Origin of the sequence: Brevundimonas subvibrioides ATCC 15264, assembly GCF_000144605.1 — a bacterium.
Lineage (GTDB): Bacteria > Pseudomonadota > Alphaproteobacteria > Caulobacterales > Caulobacteraceae > Brevundimonas > Brevundimonas subvibrioides.
This window is the reverse complement of sequence record NC_014375.1, coordinates 1,280,079-1,296,843: the sequence shown is the minus strand read 5'-3', so window position 1 is coordinate 1,296,843 and position 16,765 is coordinate 1,280,079. Positions and strand designations below refer to the sequence as shown.

General features: G+C 68.8%; 15 protein-coding genes. 9 read left to right on the top strand and 6 right to left on the bottom strand.

All coding sequences use genetic code 11. The features are described 5' to 3' along the window. Positions 1-72: 72 nt before the first annotated feature. On the bottom strand, positions 73-393 hold the full coding sequence (locus BRESU_RS06400) for a cell division protein ZapA (protein ID WP_013268708.1): 321 nt from the start codon (positions 391-393) through the stop codon (positions 73-75). Continuing rightward, complete coding sequence (locus tag BRESU_RS06395) at positions 393-647, bottom strand: hypothetical protein (protein WP_013268707.1); 255 nt, start codon at positions 645-647, stop codon at positions 393-395. The genes BRESU_RS06400 and BRESU_RS06395 overlap by 1 nt, the downstream gene beginning before the upstream one ends. Before the next feature lie 138 nt (positions 648-785). On the opposite strand from BRESU_RS06395, the gene tkt reads away from it, so the two are divergent. The 4 genes from tkt (at position 786) to BRESU_RS06375 (ending at position 4,474) form a co-directional block, all read left to right on the top strand. Beyond that, a complete protein-coding gene (tkt, locus tag BRESU_RS06390; RefSeq protein WP_050762545.1) occupies positions 786-2,735 on the top strand; it encodes a transketolase in 1,950 nt (649 codons plus the stop codon). Between the two features lie 3 nt (positions 2,736-2,738). Next, on the top strand, positions 2,739-3,215 hold the full coding sequence (locus BRESU_RS06385) for a group II truncated hemoglobin (RefSeq protein ID WP_013268705.1): 477 nt from the start codon (positions 2,739-2,741) through the stop codon (positions 3,213-3,215). Further along, on the top strand, positions 3,212-3,598 hold the full coding sequence (locus tag BRESU_RS06380) for a VOC family protein (protein ID WP_013268704.1): 387 nt from the start codon (positions 3,212-3,214) through the stop codon (positions 3,596-3,598). The genes BRESU_RS06385 and BRESU_RS06380 overlap by 4 nt, the downstream gene beginning before the upstream one ends. 72 nt (positions 3,599-3,670) lie before the next feature. Continuing rightward, a complete protein-coding gene (locus tag BRESU_RS06375; protein WP_013268703.1) occupies positions 3,671-4,474 on the top strand; it encodes a hypothetical protein in 804 nt (267 codons plus the stop codon). Between the two features lie 14 nt (positions 4,475-4,488). On the opposite strand, the gene BRESU_RS06370 is transcribed toward BRESU_RS06375, so the two are convergent. Both BRESU_RS06370 and BRESU_RS06365 read right to left on the bottom strand, forming a co-directional pair. Continuing rightward, positions 4,489-5,784: a S41 family peptidase gene (locus BRESU_RS06370; RefSeq protein WP_050762478.1), complete on the bottom strand. Its 1,296-nt coding sequence runs from the start codon at positions 5,782-5,784 to the stop codon at positions 4,489-4,491. A 52-nt stretch (positions 5,785-5,836) separates the two neighbouring features. Beyond that, positions 5,837-6,487, bottom strand: a complete 651-nt coding sequence (locus BRESU_RS06365) for an EF-hand domain-containing protein (protein WP_013268701.1) — start codon at positions 6,485-6,487, stop codon at positions 5,837-5,839. Between the two features lie 126 nt (positions 6,488-6,613). Here BRESU_RS06365 and BRESU_RS06360 point away from each other — a divergent pair, with 126 nt between their 5' ends. The 5 genes from BRESU_RS06360 (at position 6,614) to fba (ending at position 12,567) form a co-directional block, all read left to right on the top strand. Further along, the gene (locus tag BRESU_RS06360; protein ID WP_013268700.1) at positions 6,614-7,333 is read left to right on the top strand and encodes a response regulator; all 720 of its coding nucleotides are present in this window, start codon (positions 6,614-6,616) and stop codon (positions 7,331-7,333) included. Beyond that, positions 7,330-8,913: an ATP-binding protein gene (locus BRESU_RS16875; RefSeq protein WP_013268699.1), complete on the top strand. Its 1,584-nt coding sequence runs from the start codon at positions 7,330-7,332 to the stop codon at positions 8,911-8,913. Before BRESU_RS06360 ends, BRESU_RS16875 begins: the two co-directional genes overlap by 4 nt. Before the next feature lie 105 nt (positions 8,914-9,018). Further along, the gene (gap, locus tag BRESU_RS06350; RefSeq protein WP_013268698.1) at positions 9,019-10,026 is read left to right on the top strand and encodes a type I glyceraldehyde-3-phosphate dehydrogenase; all 1,008 of its coding nucleotides are present in this window, start codon (positions 9,019-9,021) and stop codon (positions 10,024-10,026) included. Positions 10,027-10,210: 184 nt separating this feature from the next. After that, positions 10,211-11,407 (top strand): phosphoglycerate kinase, encoded by a 1,197-nt coding sequence (locus BRESU_RS06345; RefSeq protein ID WP_013268697.1) that lies wholly within the window; start codon positions 10,211-10,213, stop codon positions 11,405-11,407. Between the two features lie 77 nt (positions 11,408-11,484). Next, a complete protein-coding gene (gene fba, locus BRESU_RS06340; RefSeq protein ID WP_013268696.1) occupies positions 11,485-12,567 on the top strand; it encodes a class II fructose-bisphosphate aldolase in 1,083 nt (360 codons plus the stop codon). Positions 12,568-12,639: 72 nt separating this feature from the next. On the opposite strand, the gene BRESU_RS06335 is transcribed toward fba, so the two are convergent. Continuing rightward, positions 12,640-14,352, bottom strand: coding sequence for an alkaline phosphatase D family protein (locus BRESU_RS06335; RefSeq protein ID WP_013268695.1), 1,713 nt, complete (start codon positions 14,350-14,352; stop codon positions 12,640-12,642). 73 nt (positions 14,353-14,425) lie between these two features. Beyond that, the gene (locus tag BRESU_RS06330) at positions 14,426-16,762 is read right to left on the bottom strand and encodes a TonB-dependent receptor (RefSeq protein WP_013268694.1); all 2,337 of its coding nucleotides are present in this window, start codon (positions 16,760-16,762) and stop codon (positions 14,426-14,428) included. Positions 16,763-16,765 lie beyond the last annotated feature (3 nt).

Sequence of the window (16,765 nt, the reverse complement as noted above, 5' to 3'; positions counted from 1 at the left end):
CGCCGCTCAGCAAGATAGGCGTCCCATCGCGCTTCGGCAATGGCGGCCCATCGCGCCTTGCGCATCCGGCCTCTAGATCGCCTGCGCGATCTTCTCGATCCGGGCCGCGACCGCGTTCAGCGCCTCGGCCACGCCGGTCTCAGAGGCCGCCGCGGCCGGGGTCGGCAGCGCGACCTCTCCAGCCGTGCCCAGCCGGGCCTCGTGCAGTTCGTCGGCCAGGACCAGCGCCGCCATCAGGAAAAGACGCAGGTCGCCGACATGACCGACGTCGGCCGCGACCTGCCGGACATTGTTGTCGAACTGTCTGGCGAGGACGCGAACACGGTCTTCCTGACCGTCGGCACAGCCCACCGCATAGGGGCGTCCGTTGATCTCGACCGTGACCGTGGCCATCAGTCGGCGCTCTCGGAAAGAACGGCCCGAACCGCTTCGGCGGCCTGCGCCAGAGCGCGCGACGCCTCCTGCCCGGCCGCCTCCAGTTCCGCGATGCGGGCCTTGTCGGCGGCCAGTCCAGCGGGCGACGGCGGCAGGGCGAACAGATCGTCTTCCGGCGCGACGGGCGCGCCCTTCAGGTCGTTGATCCGGCGTTCGAGCAGGGCCAGGGCCTGATCGATCCGGTCGCGCGCGGCGGTGGTGGCGTCGGCCATCGGTCGCTTCCTCCAGTTTTCGTATAGAACCCGCCCACGCCGCGCGGTAAAGCGCAGCGCCCGCCTTTTCCGCCCCCAGACGAAAGATTTCCCGTGGCCGAAGCCAAGACCGCCCCCGACAAGGCTACCGTGAAACAGATGGCCGACGCCATCCGCGTTCTGGCGATGGACGGCGTGGAGAAAGCCAACAGCGGCCACCCCGGCATGCCCATGGGGATGGCCGATGTGGCGACGGTCCTGTTCTCGAAGTTCCTGAAGTTCGATGCGAGCCGCCCGGACTGGGCCGACCGGGACCGGTTCATCCTTTCGGCGGGCCACGGCTCGATGCTGATCTACGCCCTGCTGCACCTGACCGGCTACAAGGCCGCGACCGCCGAGCAGCTGTCGAACTTCCGCCAGTGGGGATCCAAGACCGCCGGCCACCCCGAGTACGGCCATATGCCGGGCGTGGAGACGACCACCGGCCCCCTGGGTCAGGGCCTGGCCAACTCGGTCGGCTTCGCCATGGCCGAACGGCATCTGGCGGCGAAATACGGTGACGATCTGGTCGATCACCGGACCTGGGTCATCGCCGGCGACGGCTGCCTGATGGAAGGGGTCTCGCAGGAAGCGATCGCCCTGGCCGGTCGCTACGGGCTGAACAAGCTGACCGTCCTTTGGGACGACAACGCCATCACCATCGACGGGGCCGTGGCCCTGTCGGACGCCACCGATCAGAAGGCGCGCTTCAAGGCCGCCGGCTGGGCCGTCAAGGCGATCGACGGTCACGACACCAAGGCCATCAAGTCGGCGCTGCAATGGGCGACGAAGCAGGACAAGCCGACCCTGATCGCCTGCCGGACGAAGATCGGTCGCGGCGCGGCGACGATGGAAGGCAGCCACAAGACCCACGGCGCGGCACTGGGCGCGGCCGAGATCGCCGCCACCCGTCTGGGCCTGGCCTGGGACCACGAACCCTTCGTCATCCCCGAGCCCGTCGAGAAGGCTTGGCGCAAGGTCGGCAAACGCGGCGGCAAGGATCGCAAGGCCTGGGAGGCGCGCCTCGCTGCCTCGTCCCAGGCCCTGGAGTTCACCCGCGCGATGGCGGGCGACCTGCCGGAGCGGGCCTTCGACGCCCTGAACGCCGGCATCGCCCAGCTGGTCGTGGACCAGCCCGCCCAGGCGACGCGGCAGTCGTCCGGCGCGGCTCTGGAGACCCTGTTCGGCGCGGTACCGGAGATGATCGGCGGCTCGGCCGACCTGACCGGATCCAACAACACCTTCGTCAAGGGCACGCCGATCTTCGACGCGCCCGGCTATGAGGGGCGCTATGTGAACTGGGGCATCCGCGAGTTCGGCATGGCCGCGGCCATGACCGGCATGGCCCTGCACGGCGGGATCATTCCCTACGGCGGCACCTTCATGGTGTTCTCGGACTACAGCCGCCCGGCGATCCGGATGGCGGCCCTGATGGGCGTGCGGGTCATCCACGTTCTGACCCACGACTCGATCGGCCTGGGCGAGGACGGCCCGACGCACCAGCCGGTCGAGCATCTGGCGGCCCTGCGCGCGATCCCCAACCTGCTGGTCTTCCGCCCCGCCGACACGGTCGAGGCGTTCGAGTGCTGGCAGCTGGCCCTGCAGCACAAGACCACGCCCTCGGCCATGGCCCTGTCGCGCCAGAAGACGGCCGCCGTGCGCACGACCGCCTCGGACGACAACCTGTCCGCCCGGGGTGCCTACGAACTCAAGACGGCATCCGGAGAGGCCCGGGTTACCCTGTTCGCCACCGGCACCGAGGTTCCCCTGGCCCTGAAGGCGGCGGCGACGCTGGAGGGCGAAGGCACGCCGACTCGTGTCGTTTCGGTCCCCTGCTTCGAACTGTTCGAGCAGCAGGACGCCGCCTACCAGGCCTCGGTCATCGGGCGGGGTACGGTGCGTGTCGCCGTCGAGGCGGCCATCCAGCAGGGCTGGGAGCGGTTCATCGGCGAGGACGGTGCCTTCGTCGGCATGACCGGCTTCGGGGCCTCGGCCCCCGCGGAGACACTCTACCGCGAATTCGGCATCACGGCGGACGCCGTCGTCGCCGCCGTCAAGGCACGGCTCTAGGCGATGGCGGGCACCCCCAGCCTCTACGACTGGCTGGGGGGCCGCGACGCCCTCGTGACGCTGACGACCGAATTCTATCGCCGGGTCGCGCTGGACGAGGTCCTGTCGCCCGTCTTCGCGCACATGGATGCCGACCATCCGGACCACGTCGCGGACTTCATCGGCGAGGTGCTGGGGGGACCTGCGCTCTATGACCCCTCGGGCGACGGCCACGTCCGGATGATCGGGCACCATCTGAACCGGCACCTGAACGAGGCGCAGCGACGCCGCTGGTTCGACCTGCTGCTGACGACTGCCGACGACGTCCATCTGGCCGACGATCCCGAGTTCCGCTCGGCCTTCGTGGGCTATCTGGAATGGGGATCGCGGCTGGCGGTGATCAACTCCCAGCCCGGCGTGCCGCTGCCGTCGTCCTCGCCCATGCCGAAATGGACGTGGGGCGCGCCGGGCGGCCCCTATATCGCGGGGGCGGAAGGATGAGCCGTCTCGGCTCGGTCAGCCTGCTGGTCCGCGACTATGACGAGGCCATCGCCTTCTTCGTCGGCAAGCTGGATTTCGGCCTCGACGAAGACACCGACATGGGCGGCGGCAAGCGCTGGGTGCGGGTCACGCCGCGCGGTGGCGACACCTCCCTGATCCTGGCGCGGGCCACGACGCCCGCCCAGATCGCGGCCGTCGGCGCGCAGGCCGGAGACCGCGTCTGGCTGTTTCTCGAGACCGACGACTTCGCCCGCGACCATGCGGCCTGGCGGGCGGCCGGGGTTCACTTCCGCGAAGCGCCGCGCCACGAACCCTATGGCACCGTCGCGGTGTTCGAGGACCTGTACGGCAACGCCTGGGACCTGATCCAGCCCGCCGGCTGACGATCGTCAGGTTCGAAGACTGGCGATGATCGGCCACAGGGACCAGGGTCGACCCCTGTACCGGGGGACCCCATGACCGTCAGAACGACCACTGCGCTCGGCCTCACCGCCCTCGCCGGCCTCCTGCTCGCCGCCTGCGGTTCGGGCGATGCGGCCCGCGCCGGCGCCCCGCCGACCCAGACCACTGACGCGGTCACCTTCGTGGCGAAGCCGGCCCTGTCGCCGATGGCGGAGGCCCTGCCCCGGCTGGCCGGCGACAGCATCCAGATCCGCAGCATCAACGCCGACCTCGACACGGTCGACGCCCTGGACGCGGGCAATCTGACCGACTGCGATGGCGGAGACGGCGAGTGGAACCGCGCCGTCCTGAAGCCCATGACCGGCCCGGGCTACGTCACGTTCTCCATCGCACAGGACTGGTATTGCGGCGGAGCCTATCCGGCGAACAGCCAGACCGCCCTGACCTATGATCTGGCCACAGGACAGCGGATCGACTGGGCCCGGGCGATCCCGGGGCTCAACCTGACGACCGACGCGCTGGAAGGGCTGCCGGACGGCTATGTCGTGAATGTTCACTCGGCCGCCCTGGCGGGGTGGTACGGGCCGAAGATGCTCGCCGGCTCCGATCCGGAATGGGTCGAACAGTGCGCCTCGACGTTCGCGCCGGACATGCTGGCCGATCAGGGCTTCAAGATCTGGGCGGATGCGGAGAATGGCGGCGTTTCGGTCGCCCCCGACTTCCCGCATGTCTCGCAGGCCTGCGCCGAGACGGCGACGATGACCGCGGACGACCTGAAGGCCTTCCGCGCCGATCCGAAGCTGATCGAGGCCATAGACGCAGCACATGCGGCGCAAAACTGGGTCAGCGCGGAATAGGCGGAGGCGCTGGACTACAGGTCGGGTCGCCGGGCGGCGGCCTGGGCGCGCTGCACCGCGTCCGGCTGGGCCAGGGCATGGATGGCGGCGTCCAGCGCGGGGTCGCGTCCGGCGCGGAGGTCTTCGGTGGAGCGCCGCGCCACGATGTCCGGCTCGACGCCGTTCTTCTCCAGGCGCACCCCGCCCGATGTGATGTAGTCGGCCCGACTGAGGGTCAGCCGCCCGCCGTCCGGAAGCCGCATATCCTGTGAGATCAGGACCGCCCCCGCCGTGTGCTCCCCGATCACCAGGGCCCGCCCGGCCTCCTGCAGGGCGGCAGGCGTCAGCTCGGCGGCGCTGCGGCTGTTGCCATCCACCAGCAGGGCCACATCGTTGGCGATCGGGGCCTGCAGGGGCCCGCATCCCGGCATGACCGACAGCGTTACCGGCCGCCCCGATCGTGAAATCCGCGTCGCCCAGTCCTGCCGCGCGGGCAGGAAGCACGACAGGGTCGCGTCGGCCTCGAGCAGAAGGCCGCCGGGGTTGCCGCGCAGATCGAGGATCACATCCGTCTCGGGTGACAGTCGGGCCAGTTGCTCGCCCAGCCAGCGGCCCAGGCCGGGTTCGAAACCCTCGGCCCGCAGCACGACCACGCCCGGTCGGCTGTCGTCCAGGCTGAAGGCCGGAATAGGCTCCATCTCGCGCGGGACGACGGTGACGGTGTGCAGCGCGCCCGCCTCGTCGGTGAGGTCCAGGCGCAGCGGACGACCGTCCTCCACGGCGAAATCGACGCCCCAGGACTGGCCATCCACGCTTTGCAGCCGCCATCCCGGCTGGATGCCGGCCTCCTCTGCCGGCGACCCGGCGCGAACCGTATCGACGCGCCAGACATCCGAGGTCTCGCGCGACAGCACGACCCCCATCACCGCCCGTCGCGTCCGGGCCACGTCCTGACGCCGGGCCATGGCGGGAGAGATCGCGCCCGCGTGCTGGTCATCCAGCAGATCCAGCATCTGGCCGATCGCGCGGTACAGCAGGCGATCGTCCGTCGCGGCCAGGGCCATCGGCCGATAGGTCCCGCGCGCCTGGTGCCAGTCCACCCCGTGCAGCCCGGGGTCGTAGTACTGGCGACGGACCGTATTCCAGACCGTGTCGAACACCCGGGCGTTCATCCGCGCCCGTGCGCGCGGCATCGGCACCGGAGCTGCGACCACCTCATCGACCGCGACGTGCGCCGATGCCGGGACAGCGGCCGTCAGGCCGAAGGCCAGCGCCAGCGCCACGGCGAGACCTCTGGCTGTCGAACGCGGGTGGCGGGCGGGGAGCGTCATCCCCGCCAGCCTAGACCGGGGCAAGCCCGCCTCTCAAGTCGTGATGCCGCGCTCAGTTCGCGGGGGCAGGCGGCGGTGGCGGCGGGCCGTGCGGCTCTTGGCGGTCGTCCAGCGCGCCGTCACGATCTTCGTCCATCGAACGGAAGGCCTCCCGCATCGGGGCGAGGAACTCGTCCTCCGAGACCTTTCCGTCGTTGTTGGCGTCCATCGACCCGTGGCCGTCGGGGCCGCCGAAGCGCCGGATCTCGATGCGTCGCTCGCCGGGTCCACCGGGACCGGGCGGCGGACCGCCCTCGGGGCCGCCCTCGCGGCGGAACATGAAGACCCGGGCGTCGTCGCCTTCCCGTCCACCCCTGAAAACCATGGGACCACCACCCGGGCCACCCGGTCCGCGCATGGTCATCACATGAACCCCGGGCCCATCAGGGCCCTCTTCACCGGGACCCGCCGCCAGTTCCTCGGTCGTCAGACGCCCGTCGCGGTCGGCGTCCAGGCGATCGAAGGCCGTCGCCATGGGCGCGGAGAACTCCTCGCGCGTGACCACGCCGTCGCTGTCGGCATCGAGACGCCCGGGACCGTGGCCCTCCGGTCCACCCAGGGTGACGATGCGGACATCCGCGCGCGTCTCGGTGCGCGGCGCGTCCTGGTGCAGGACGGGAATGCCGCTCAGGGCGGCGACAAGGGCGATGGCGGCGATGGTCATGGAGGCGGGTCCTCGTTTCTGGTTCCCCGCTTGGACCATGCGAGGCTTGCAGCCGTATTTCACGCCGCGTGCGGATTGTTTCAGCGTTGAAATGACGCGGCGCCGTTGGGATGGCATCAAGGCGGTATGAGCGACACGCCCGCCCGCATCCTGGTCGTCGACGACGACCCCGGCATCCGCGAGGTGCTGTGCGAATACCTCGGCCAGCACGGCTATGAGGCGCGCGGGGCCGCCTCCGCCGCCGAGATGGACCGGGCCCTGGCGTCCGGGCCCACGGATCTGATCGTGCTGGACCTGATGATGCCGGGCGAGGACGGCCTGTCGGTCGTGCGCCGCCTGTCGGGCACCCCGCCGGTCGTCATGCTGTCGGCCATGGGCGAGGACACGGACCGGATCGTGGGGCTTGAGCTGGGGGCCGACGACTATCTGGCCAAGCCCTGCAATCCGCGCGAGCTGCTGGCCCGGATCCGGGCCGTGCTGCGCCGCCCCCGCGACGACGACACGCCGGCCGAGGCGGCCCTGACCTTCGACGGCTGGACCCTGGACCTGGTGCGGCGCGAACTGAAGCGGTCCAACGGCGAACCCGTCCAGCTGTCGGCCGGGGAGTTCGGCCTGCTGCGGGCCTTTGTCGAGCGGCCCGGCCGGGTCCTGACCCGCGACCAGTTGCTGGAGGCGGCCCGCGGCACCGAGGCCGACGTCTTCGACCGCGCCATGGACGTCCAGATCAGCCGCCTGAGAAAGAAACTCGACGACGGCTCCGGCCGCGACCTGATCACCACCATCCGGGGCGAGGGCTACCGGTTCGACGCCCGCGTGCGAAAGGCCGAACGCGGTGGCCGGGCATGAAGAACCCCCTGTCGTCCCTGTCGGTCCTGGTCCAGGTCGCCTTGCTGGCCGTGTTCGCCGTGATCGCGACCCAGGCCGTGACCTTCGCCGTCGTCCTGCTGGCCCCGGCCCCGCGACCGGCCGGGTTCAGCATCTCCGCAGCCGCCGATGCGCTGCAGGGCAAGCCGGCGGAAACGTCGGACGGGCGCACGCTCAGGCGATCGGTGTCGGCGCAGCCGGGCGTGACCGAGGTCGGCCCGGGACCGATCGAAACCGGCATCACCATGGCGCTCGCTCAGCGGCTGGGGGTCCCTGTCAGTGCCGTAAAGGTCCGCCTGGCCCCCGAGCGCACCGAATTCGGCAATCAGAGGCGAGGCCCCGGCCCCCGATTGCTGGACGGTCAGCGCGACGGACGGGTCGAGATCGGCGAACGCCGCATGGAACGCTTCGTCATCACTCAGGCACCGGGCCAGGTGCCGCCCGGACCGCCGCCGACGCCCCCCGACCGTCGGGCCCTGGAAGAAGCCCTGGGACGCGCCCTGATCCGGTTGGAGCCTCTTTCGACGGGCCAGGCCGGGCCAAACGCGACGCCGCCGGAGGTTACGGTTCAGTTGGCCGCACCGGGCGATCGCCAGACCCGGTTCACGGTTCTGGCCGACCGGCTGACCTTCACGCCCTTCGCCGCCTCGCTGCGCCTGCCCGACGGGCGCTGGGCGACGGTGGAGCCGCCGCATGGCCTGATCGATCCCTGGCAGATGCGTCTGCTGATCGCGCTCGGCATCACCGCCCTGCTTCTGGCCCCGCTCGTCTGGCTGATGGCGCGTCGGCTGACCCGGCCGATCCGCGTGTTCGCCCAGGCGGCCGAGCGTCTGGGGGCCGATCCCGATGCCCCGCCCCTGACCCCCGCCGGGCCCAGCGAGGTCCGCACCGCCATCACCGCCTTCAACGACATGCAGGCCGCGATCCGTGGTCATATGCGCCAGCGCACCCAGACCATCGCCGCCATCGCCCACGACCTGCGCACTCCGCTGACCCGTCTGAGGTTTCGCGCCGAACAGGCACCCGATGCCCTACGCGACAAGATGGCGTCGGATGTCGAAGAGATGGACGCCCTGATCGCCCAGGCCATGGCCTTCGTTCGCGGCGAGGCCCAGACCGAGCGCCGCGAGCCGCTGGACCTCGCCGCGATCGCCGAGACCTGCGCCAGCGGGTTTGCCGAGACCGGAGCCGCGGTCGCGTTCGTCGGCGGCAAGTCCCTGCCGGTCACGGGCGACCCGGCCGCGCTGCGACGGGCCGTCGCCAACCTGATCGACAATGCCGTGAAGTTCGCCGGCACCGCGCGCGTCGAGGCCAGTCGACAGGGCGACCGTGCGGTCATCACCGTCTCCGATGGCGGCCCCGGGCTGGCCGACGACGAACTGGACGCCGTGTTCGAGCCCTTCCACCGAGGGGAACGCTCGCGCAATCGCCAGACGGGCGGCGCGGGTCTGGGTCTGGCCGTGGCGCGTCAGGCGGCGCGGGCGGCAGGGGGCGACGTGACCCTGTCAAACCGGCCGGGCGGGGGTCTGGAGGCCAGGCTGTCGGTGCCGCTGACCGGCTGAGCGATACAATCCTTCACGCCATGTGACGCCTGCGGGGTTGATCCCCGCGCCCTTGGGTTCCATTGAAGCGCCAACCGGAAAACACCGCTTCAGGAGACCTCGCCCATGACCGTCCGCGTCGCCATCAACGGTTTCGGCCGCATCGGCCGCCTCGTCCTGCGCTCCATCGTCGAGCATGGCCGTCGCGACATCGAGGTGGTGGCGATCAACGACCTGGGCCCGGTGGCGACCAACGCCCACCTGCTGAAGTACGACAGCGTCCACGGCCGCTTCCCCGGCGTCATCAGCCACGGCGACGACTGGATCGACGTGGGCCTGGGCAAGATCAAGGTCACGGCCGAACGCGATCCGGCCAACCTGCCGCACAAGGACCTGAACGTCGACATCGCCTTCGAGTGCACGGGCATCTTCACCGCCCGCGACAAGGCCGAGGCGCACCTGAAGGCCGGCGCCAAGCGCGTCCTGATCTCGGCCCCCGGCGACAACGCCGACAAGACCATCGTCTACAAGGTCAACCACGACACCCTGACGGCCGAGGACATCATCGTCTCGAACGGCAGCTGCACCACCAACGCCCTCGCGCCCGTCGCCAAGGTCCTGCACGACCTGTTCGGGATCGAGCGCGGCTACATGACCACGATCCACTCCTACACCGGCGACCAGCCGACGCTGGATACGATGCACAAGGACCTGTACCGCGCCCGCGCCGCGGCCCTGTCGATGATCCCGACCTCGACCGGTGCCGCCAAGGCGCTGGGCCTCGTCCTGCCGGAGCTGAAGGGCAAGCTGGACGGCTCCTCGATCCGCGTCCCGACCCCGAACGTCTCGGTCGTCGACCTGAAGGTCGTCGCCGGCCGCGAGGTCACGGTCGAGGAAATCAACGCCGCGCTCCAGGCCGCCGCCGACGGCCCGATGAAGGGCGTCCTGGCCACCACCGACGAGCCCCTGGTCTCCCACGACCTGAACCACATCGCCGCCTCCTCGACCGCCGCCCTGCCCCAGACCCAGGTCGTCGACGGCAAGCTCGCCCGCGTCCTGACCTGGTACGACAACGAGTGGGGCTTCGCCACGCGGATGGCCGACACCGCGCTGGTGATGGCGAAGCTGATGTAGACCGCGTCTCCTCCCCGTCGCCTCCTGGCGATGGGGAGGGGGACCGCCGCGCGCTTGCGCGGGGGTGGAGGGGCTCTTGACGCCTCTCCGAACTCCGGGGTGAAGAACCCCTCCGTCACGGCGCAAAGGGCGCCGCGCCACCTCCCCATCGCCTGCGCCGACGGGGAGGAGACAGGAGCAGACCATGACTTTCCGCACCCTCGATGACGCCGGGTCCCTGGCCGGCCAGACCGCCCTCGTCCGCGTGGATTTCAACGTCCCGATGGAGGGCGGCAAGGTTACCGACGACACCCGCCTGCGCGTCGCCCTGCCGACGATCAACAAGCTGCGCGATCTGGGCGCCAAGGTCGCCCTGCTGGCGCATTTCGACCGGCCCAAGGGCAAGGTCGTCCCGTCGATGAGCCTGCAGCCGGTCGTCGACGACCTCGAGCACCTGCTCGGCGCTCCCGTCCGCTTCGCCACCGACTGCATCGGCGACGAGGCCAAATCGGCTATCGCCGACCTCGACGCCGGCGGCGTGGTCCTGCTGGAGAACGTCCGCTTCCATGCGGGCGAAGAGGCCAACGACCCTGCCTTCGCGCAACAACTGGCCGACCTCGGCGACCTCTACGTCAACGACGCCTTCTCCGCCGCGCACCGGGCCCACGCCTCGACCGAGGGCCTCGCCCGCCTGCTGCCCGCCTATGCCGGCGAATCCATGCGCCGCGAGCTCGAGGCGCTGGACGCTGCCCTGGGCAATCCGAAGAAGCCGGTCATCGGCATCGTCGGCGGGGCCAAGGTCTCGACCAAATTGGATCTGCTGAAGAATCTCGTCGGCAAGCTGGACCGGCTCGCCATCGGCGGCGGCATGGCCAACACCTTCCTGTTCGCACAAGGGGTCGACATCGGCGGCTCGCTGGCCGAACGCGACATGGCCGACACCGCGCTGGAGATCATCGCCGAGGCAAAGACCAAAGGCTGCGAGATGCTCCTTCCCGTCGACTTCGTCGTCGCCACCGAGGTCAAGCCGGGAGCCGCCAGCCGCGTCTTCATGGCCGGTGATGCCCTGTCCGCCGACGACAAGATCCTGGACGCCGGTCCCGCCACCGTCGCCCGCCTGGTCGAGGCCCTGACGGCTTCGAAGACCCTGATCTGGAACGGCCCGCTGGGCGTGTTCGAGGTCCCGCCCTTCGACACCGCCACAGTCGCCGTCGCCCATCACGCGGCGGCCCTGGCCAAGGCGGGCGTGCTGGTCGCGGTCGGCGGTGGCGGCGACACCGTCTCGGCTCTCAACCATGCGGGCGTCGTCGACGACATGACCTTCGTCAGCACCGCGGGCGGGGCCTTCCTGGAATGGATGGAGGGCAAGCCCCTGCCCGGCGTCGAGGCGCTCCGCGCCTGAAACGCATGTAACACGGCGTGACTTGAGCGCGTGCGCCCGCTAAAGGCTGGGCAAAACACAGTCTCAGGGGATTTCTCATGGCGCGCATCACGCTGCGACAGCTTCTCGACCATGCGGCCGAGAACGACTACGGCCTGCCGGCCTACAATATCAACAACATGGAACAGGGCCTGGCGATCATGGAGGCGGCCGAGGCCGTCAACGCGCCGGTCATCATCCAGGCCAGCCGCGGGGCGCGCTCCTACGCCAACGACATCGTCCTGGCCAAGCTGATCGACGCCCTCGCCGAACTCTATCCGCACATCCCGGTCTGCATGCACCAGGACCATGGCAACGGCCCCGCGACCTGCGCCACCGCCATCCAGTACGGCTTCACCTCGGTGATGATGGACGGCAGCCTGAAGGAAGATGCCAAAACCCCCGCCGACTACGACTACAACGTCGACGTCACCCGCCGCGTGGTCGAGATGGCCCACAGCTGCGGTGTCTCGGTCGAGGGCGAACTGGGCGTGCTCGGCAGCCTTGAAACGGGCATGGGCGAGGCCGAGGACGGCCACGGCTTCGAGGGCGTTCTGGATCATGCCGCCCTGCTGACCGACCCCGATCAGGCCGTCGATTTCGTCAGCCGCACCAAGGTCGACGCCCTGGCCATCGCCATGGGCACCTCGCACGGGGCCTACAAGTTCAGCAGGAAGCCCGACGGCGAAGTCCTGGCCATGCACGTCATCGAGGAAATCCACCGCCGCCTGCCGGACACCCATCTGGTCATGCACGGCTCGTCCAGCGTGCCTCAGGACCTGCAGGACATCATCAATGAGTACGGCGGCCAGATGCCCCAGACGTGGGGCGTGCCGGTCGAGGAAATCCAGCGTGGCATCAAGCACGGCGTGCGCAAGATCAACATCGACACCGACAACCGCATGGCCATGACCGGCGCGATCCGGAAGGTGCTGGCCGAAAAGCCCGGCGAGTTCGACCCGCGCGCCTATCTGAAGCCCGCCAAGGAAGCCATGCGCAAGCTCTGCGCGGAACGCTTCCAGCAGTTCGGCTGCGAAGGCCAGGCCTCCAAGATCCGCCCCATGTCCACCGCCCAGATGGCCAAGCGCTATGCCTCCGGCGCGCTCGATCCCGTCTATGGTCGCGAGACCGTCGCGGCCTGATCCAAAAACACGAAAGGCGGCCGATTTCGCATCGGCCGCCTTTTTCCTGAACGCCTCGCGTGTGTCGGACCGTCAGACCTGGACCAGATCGCCGAACTGGCCCCGGCCCTCGGCCCGGACCTCGTACCGGCGCACCACCGTGGTCGTGTAGGGCTTGGAATCGATCGTCGAGACGCCGATCAGTTCCGCCCGGACGGTTTCGGGCGTCAGGGTCAGGGCGATATAGCCGCGCGGTCCGAAATCGACGTACTCGACCTCTTCGTTCTGGGCCGCCATGACCTGAGCCAGCTGGGCCTCGGGCAGTCCCAGGAAACCGGCGGGACTGGGGCTGGTCACGCCCGTCGTGCCGAACTCGATCCCGGCCTTGGCCCCTGACGCATCCTTCAGCGCATCGACCCAGAAGGTGTGGCTGTCACCGGCCAGAACCACCGGGCGTGCCCCTGCCCGCTTCAGGGCGGCATACAGCCGCTCGCGCTCGGCCGGATAGCCATCCCAGGCGTCCAGATTGAAGGGCACGTCCTGACCAAACAGGGCGACGATCTGGCGTACCCTTGTCTGGATGCCGGGAGCCAGGGTGGAGATCGCCGCCTCGATGGTCTCTGCCGGGACCATCGCGCCGATGTTGGGGCCCTTGACCCGCGCCATCACGACCTGATTGCCGATCAACTGCCAGGCGCAGCCCGCATCGACAGCGGCCTTGGCGTCACGCTCGATCCAGCTCAGCTGTCGGTCGCCCAGCAGACGTCGCTCGGGGTCGTTCAACCTGGCGAAGAAGGCGTCGCGGTCCGGGGTCGGCTTGCCGTCCGCGCCCGGCACATAGAAGTCGGCCGCGTAATCCAGCTGTTTTGTGCGGGCCAGCAGGCGCGTCTCCACCATGTGCAGCGAGGCTGCGCGCCCGAAGCGGAAGCTGCGTTCCGTCGCCTCGGCCAGGCCCTTGCCGGCCTCGGGTTCGCGGATCGGCATCCATTCGAAATAGGCCTGAAGCGCGACGGCCTTGCGCGTCGACCAGTCGGCCTCGCCTGCCTCGTTGTTTTCGGCCCCGCCGTCATAGCTGTCGTTTGCGGTCTCGTGATCGTCAAAAACCACGATCCACGGTGCCCGCGCATGGGCGGCCTGCAGGTCCGGGTCGGCCTTGTACTGGGCGTGACGGGCCCGGTAGTCGGCCAGGGTCAGGATTTCGTGGGCGGGCTCGGGGATACGGTTCAGCCTGCGGCCGTTAGCCATGCCGTAGTCGTTCTCGCCCGCACCATATTCGTAGATGTAGTCGCCCAGGTGCACGACGGCATCCAGACGTTCCATGTTCGCTATGGCGTCATAGGCGTTGAACAGGCCGTTGGGATGCAGGGAGCAGGACGCCACCGCCAACACAACCGGGGCGACCGATGATGCGGCCGGCAGGGTCCGCGTTCGACCGACCGGCGAGGTTTGGCCGCCGTCCGACACGAACCGATAGAAATAGTCCCGGCCGGGCTTCAGCCCCCCGGCAATCACCTTGACCGTGTGGTCTCGCGCCGCCGACGTGGTCGTCGTGCCGCGCGCGACGATCGTTTCAAATCCCTCGTGCTCGGCGACCTGCCAGTCCAGATCCAGGGACGGCCGCTCCGTTCCGACCCGCGTCCACAACAGCACCGAGGTTTCGGACGGGTCCCCCGAGGCCACGCCGTGGTCGAAGGTGACGGTCTCGGCCTGGCCGCCCGCCATGGCCGACGCGCCGGTCGCGGCATAGCCGGAAGCCCCCGCTCCGACGCCCAGCAGACGAAGGACTTTACGGCGATCAATGGCCATGACGGAGCTCCACAGAATAGATGTCGGTGTGTCGTCCGCGACCGGTCCGTGCGGACCGGTCGCGGCCGTGGCGTCAGTAGCTGACGGAGAAGCCAACGCCGTAGTAGCGCGGCTCACCGGCGATGAAGGTGGCGATACCGAACGCATCGCCCGTATTCCCGGCGTCCTTGATGTACTCTTCGTCCAGAAGGTTCGATCCGAAGGCCGATACCTGCCAGTTCGCATTGTCCGGCGTGTAGGTCAGGCGCAGGTTCATCAGACCATAGGCGTCCTGGAACTCGTCAACGATCCGGTCCGCGCTCTGCAGATCGGTGCGGTCGTTGTTGTTGTCGAAGAAGACCTTGGACTGCCACGTATAGGTCGGGGTTGCCGCGAACTCGCCTCCGAGAGCCTTGGCCGATACCCGGGCACCGACCGAATAGGAGTGATCGGGCGAGAGCCGGAACCGGTTGCCCTCAAACGCCCCGCTGTCGAACCGCGAGTGGTTGTAGGCATAGGTGGCGAAGGCGGTGAACATGTCGCTCGGCCGCCAGGAGCCCTGACCTTCATAGCCGTAGGACGAGGCTTCACCCGCATTGATGGTGATAAACTGCACGCCGTTGCGGCCCGTGGTCTGGAAGTTGGAGTAGTTGTAGTCGTAGGCCGAGCCCTCGATTGTGAGGGTACGACCGAAGAACTCGCCCTTGGCTCCGATCTCCAGGCTCTCGACTTCCTCGGCGGGCAGTTCAGTGAACCGGACATTGCCCCGAGGTGCCGTAGGGCCGGCCACCGACAGAACCTTCGGCCGACGCCCCGTCGCATAGGACGCATAGACGTTCAGCGTATCGGCCAGCTCATAGCGGGCCACGGCGCGATAGGTCACACCGTCGTCCTCGAGCGACTGGTACTGGGCCAGCCCGTTGAGAGTGGGCTGGATGATCAGGCCCCGCGCAACCGTGGACGTGCTTCCGCCGGCCACCGAGCCACCGTTGTTCAACTGGGCTCCGTATCCGGATTCCTTGTCCTCGCTCGTGAACCGCACACCGGCCGTCAGCTCCAGCCGGTCGGTCACAGCCCACGTGGCGTCGGCAAAGAGGTCGATCGCCTTGGTCTCACCGTAGTTTGTGTAGGTCTCGGTGTGGTTCGTCTTGAGCGGTGCCAGGGTGGGGATTCCGTTGACGAACGGCATCGACAGACCATTCGGCCGCGGCAGGCCACCGCTATTGAGCAAGGCGAACAGCCGCTCATTGGTCCGCAGCGGCACGCTCTGCGAACCTTTTTCCCAGAAATAGCTGGCACCGGCGAAGGCCGTGATCGTGCCGCCGTTATCGTAGTTCAGGCGCAGTTCCTGGCTGGCCATCTCGGCCTTGGCCGTTTCGGCGAAGACCAGAACCGGCAGGGAGAAGCCGTCGGGATCGAACACCTCAGTCCCGTCGAACTGGCGGAAGGCCGTGATCGACGACAGGCTGAAAGCGTCGTTGATCTCAAAATTCAGCAGCCCGGTCACGCCATAGACCGAACGGTCCAGTCCCAGCGGCTGGTCGTCCTCGAAACCGGCCGCCGTTGTCAGCGCCGCTCCCGAATTGCGTCCCAGGTCGCCGATCACCGCACCCGTATCGGGATTGGTCGGAGCGTAGGTCAGAGATTTGAACGACGTGCCGCTTGGGTCGTCGAACTGCACGTTGACGATGACGTCGGCCGTCAGACGGGGTCCCAGCTGTCCCCGTAAGGCGGCGCGAAACGCCAGCGTGTCCGTGGAGTTGAAGTCCTCACCGCCCAGCAGGTTCTCGACAAAGCCGTCGCGCTCTTTGACGCGGCCGGCCAGCCGCAGCGCCAGGCCCTCGCCCAGCGGTACGTTCACCGCTCCGCCCATCATGTAGTAGCCGTAGTTGCCGACCTCGGCTTCAGCGTTCCCGCCGAGCTCATCCAGCTGCGCCTTGTTCTGCACGACGTTGACCGCGCCGATCAGGGCGCCACGGCCGTACAGGGTCGATTGAGGGCCCTTCGCAATCTCGATCCGTTCATTGTCGAAAAGCTCGATGTAGGAGCCGCGCGAACGCGAGATCGATACGCCGTCCTGAAAGACCGACACGCGCGGCTCGTTCGTAGCCTCGCCCGAATCCGAAGTGATGCCTCGGATCACGAAGCCGGGGTTGTTGGGCGACTGGTTCTGAACCTCGAAGCCGGGGACGAACAGCGACAGTTCCTCGAACTCCTGAACCCCGATTTCCTTCAGGAACTCGCCCGAATAGGCGGTCAGGGCGATCGGCACCTCTTGCGACGACTGCTCGCGCTTCTGGGCGGTCACGATGATCTCGGCCAGATTGGTAGGGTCCTGATCGGTGGCCTGCGCCATGGCAGGAGCCGCGGTTGAGAGGGTCAGAAGGCTGGCGAAGGCCAGCAAACCGGATTTCGAGTTCTTGACGATCATGGC

Excerpts from the sequence above, each read along its gene's own strand:
- BRESU_RS06385 (WP_013268705.1), top strand. The coding sequence starts at position 2,739 with ATGGCGGGCACCCCCAGCCTCTACGACTGGCTGGGGGGCCGCGACGCC.
- BRESU_RS06375 (WP_013268703.1), top strand. The coding sequence starts at position 3,671 with ATGACCGTCAGAACGACCACTGCGCTCGGCCTCACCGCCCTCGCCGGC.
- BRESU_RS06345 (WP_013268697.1), top strand. The coding sequence starts at position 10,211 with ATGACTTTCCGCACCCTCGATGACGCCGGGTCCCTGGCCGGCCAGACC.
- BRESU_RS06335 (WP_013268695.1), bottom strand. The coding sequence starts at position 14,352 with ATGGCCATTGATCGCCGTAAAGTCCTTCGTCTGCTGGGCGTCGGAGCG.
- BRESU_RS06365 (WP_013268701.1), bottom strand. The coding sequence starts at position 6,487 with ATGACCATCGCCGCCATCGCCCTTGTCGCCGCCCTGAGCGGCATTCCC.
- BRESU_RS06380 (WP_013268704.1), top strand. The coding sequence starts at position 3,212 with ATGAGCCGTCTCGGCTCGGTCAGCCTGCTGGTCCGCGACTATGACGAG.
- gap (WP_013268698.1), top strand. The coding sequence starts at position 9,019 with ATGACCGTCCGCGTCGCCATCAACGGTTTCGGCCGCATCGGCCGCCTC.
- BRESU_RS06360 (WP_013268700.1), top strand. The coding sequence starts at position 6,614 with ATGAGCGACACGCCCGCCCGCATCCTGGTCGTCGACGACGACCCCGGC.
- tkt (WP_050762545.1), top strand. The coding sequence starts at position 786 with ATGGCCGACGCCATCCGCGTTCTGGCGATGGACGGCGTGGAGAAAGCC.
- fba (WP_013268696.1), top strand. The coding sequence starts at position 11,485 with ATGGCGCGCATCACGCTGCGACAGCTTCTCGACCATGCGGCCGAGAAC.
- BRESU_RS06395 (WP_013268707.1), bottom strand. The coding sequence starts at position 647 with ATGGCCGACGCCACCACCGCCGCGCGCGACCGGATCGATCAGGCCCTG.
- BRESU_RS06330 (WP_013268694.1), bottom strand. The coding sequence starts at position 16,762 with ATGATCGTCAAGAACTCGAAATCCGGTTTGCTGGCCTTCGCCAGCCTT.
- BRESU_RS06370 (WP_050762478.1), bottom strand. The coding sequence starts at position 5,784 with ATGACGCTCCCCGCCCGCCACCCGCGTTCGACAGCCAGAGGTCTCGCC.
- BRESU_RS06400 (WP_013268708.1), bottom strand. The coding sequence starts at position 393 with ATGGCCACGGTCACGGTCGAGATCAACGGACGCCCCTATGCGGTGGGC.
- BRESU_RS16875 (WP_013268699.1), top strand. The coding sequence starts at position 7,330 with ATGAAGAACCCCCTGTCGTCCCTGTCGGTCCTGGTCCAGGTCGCCTTG.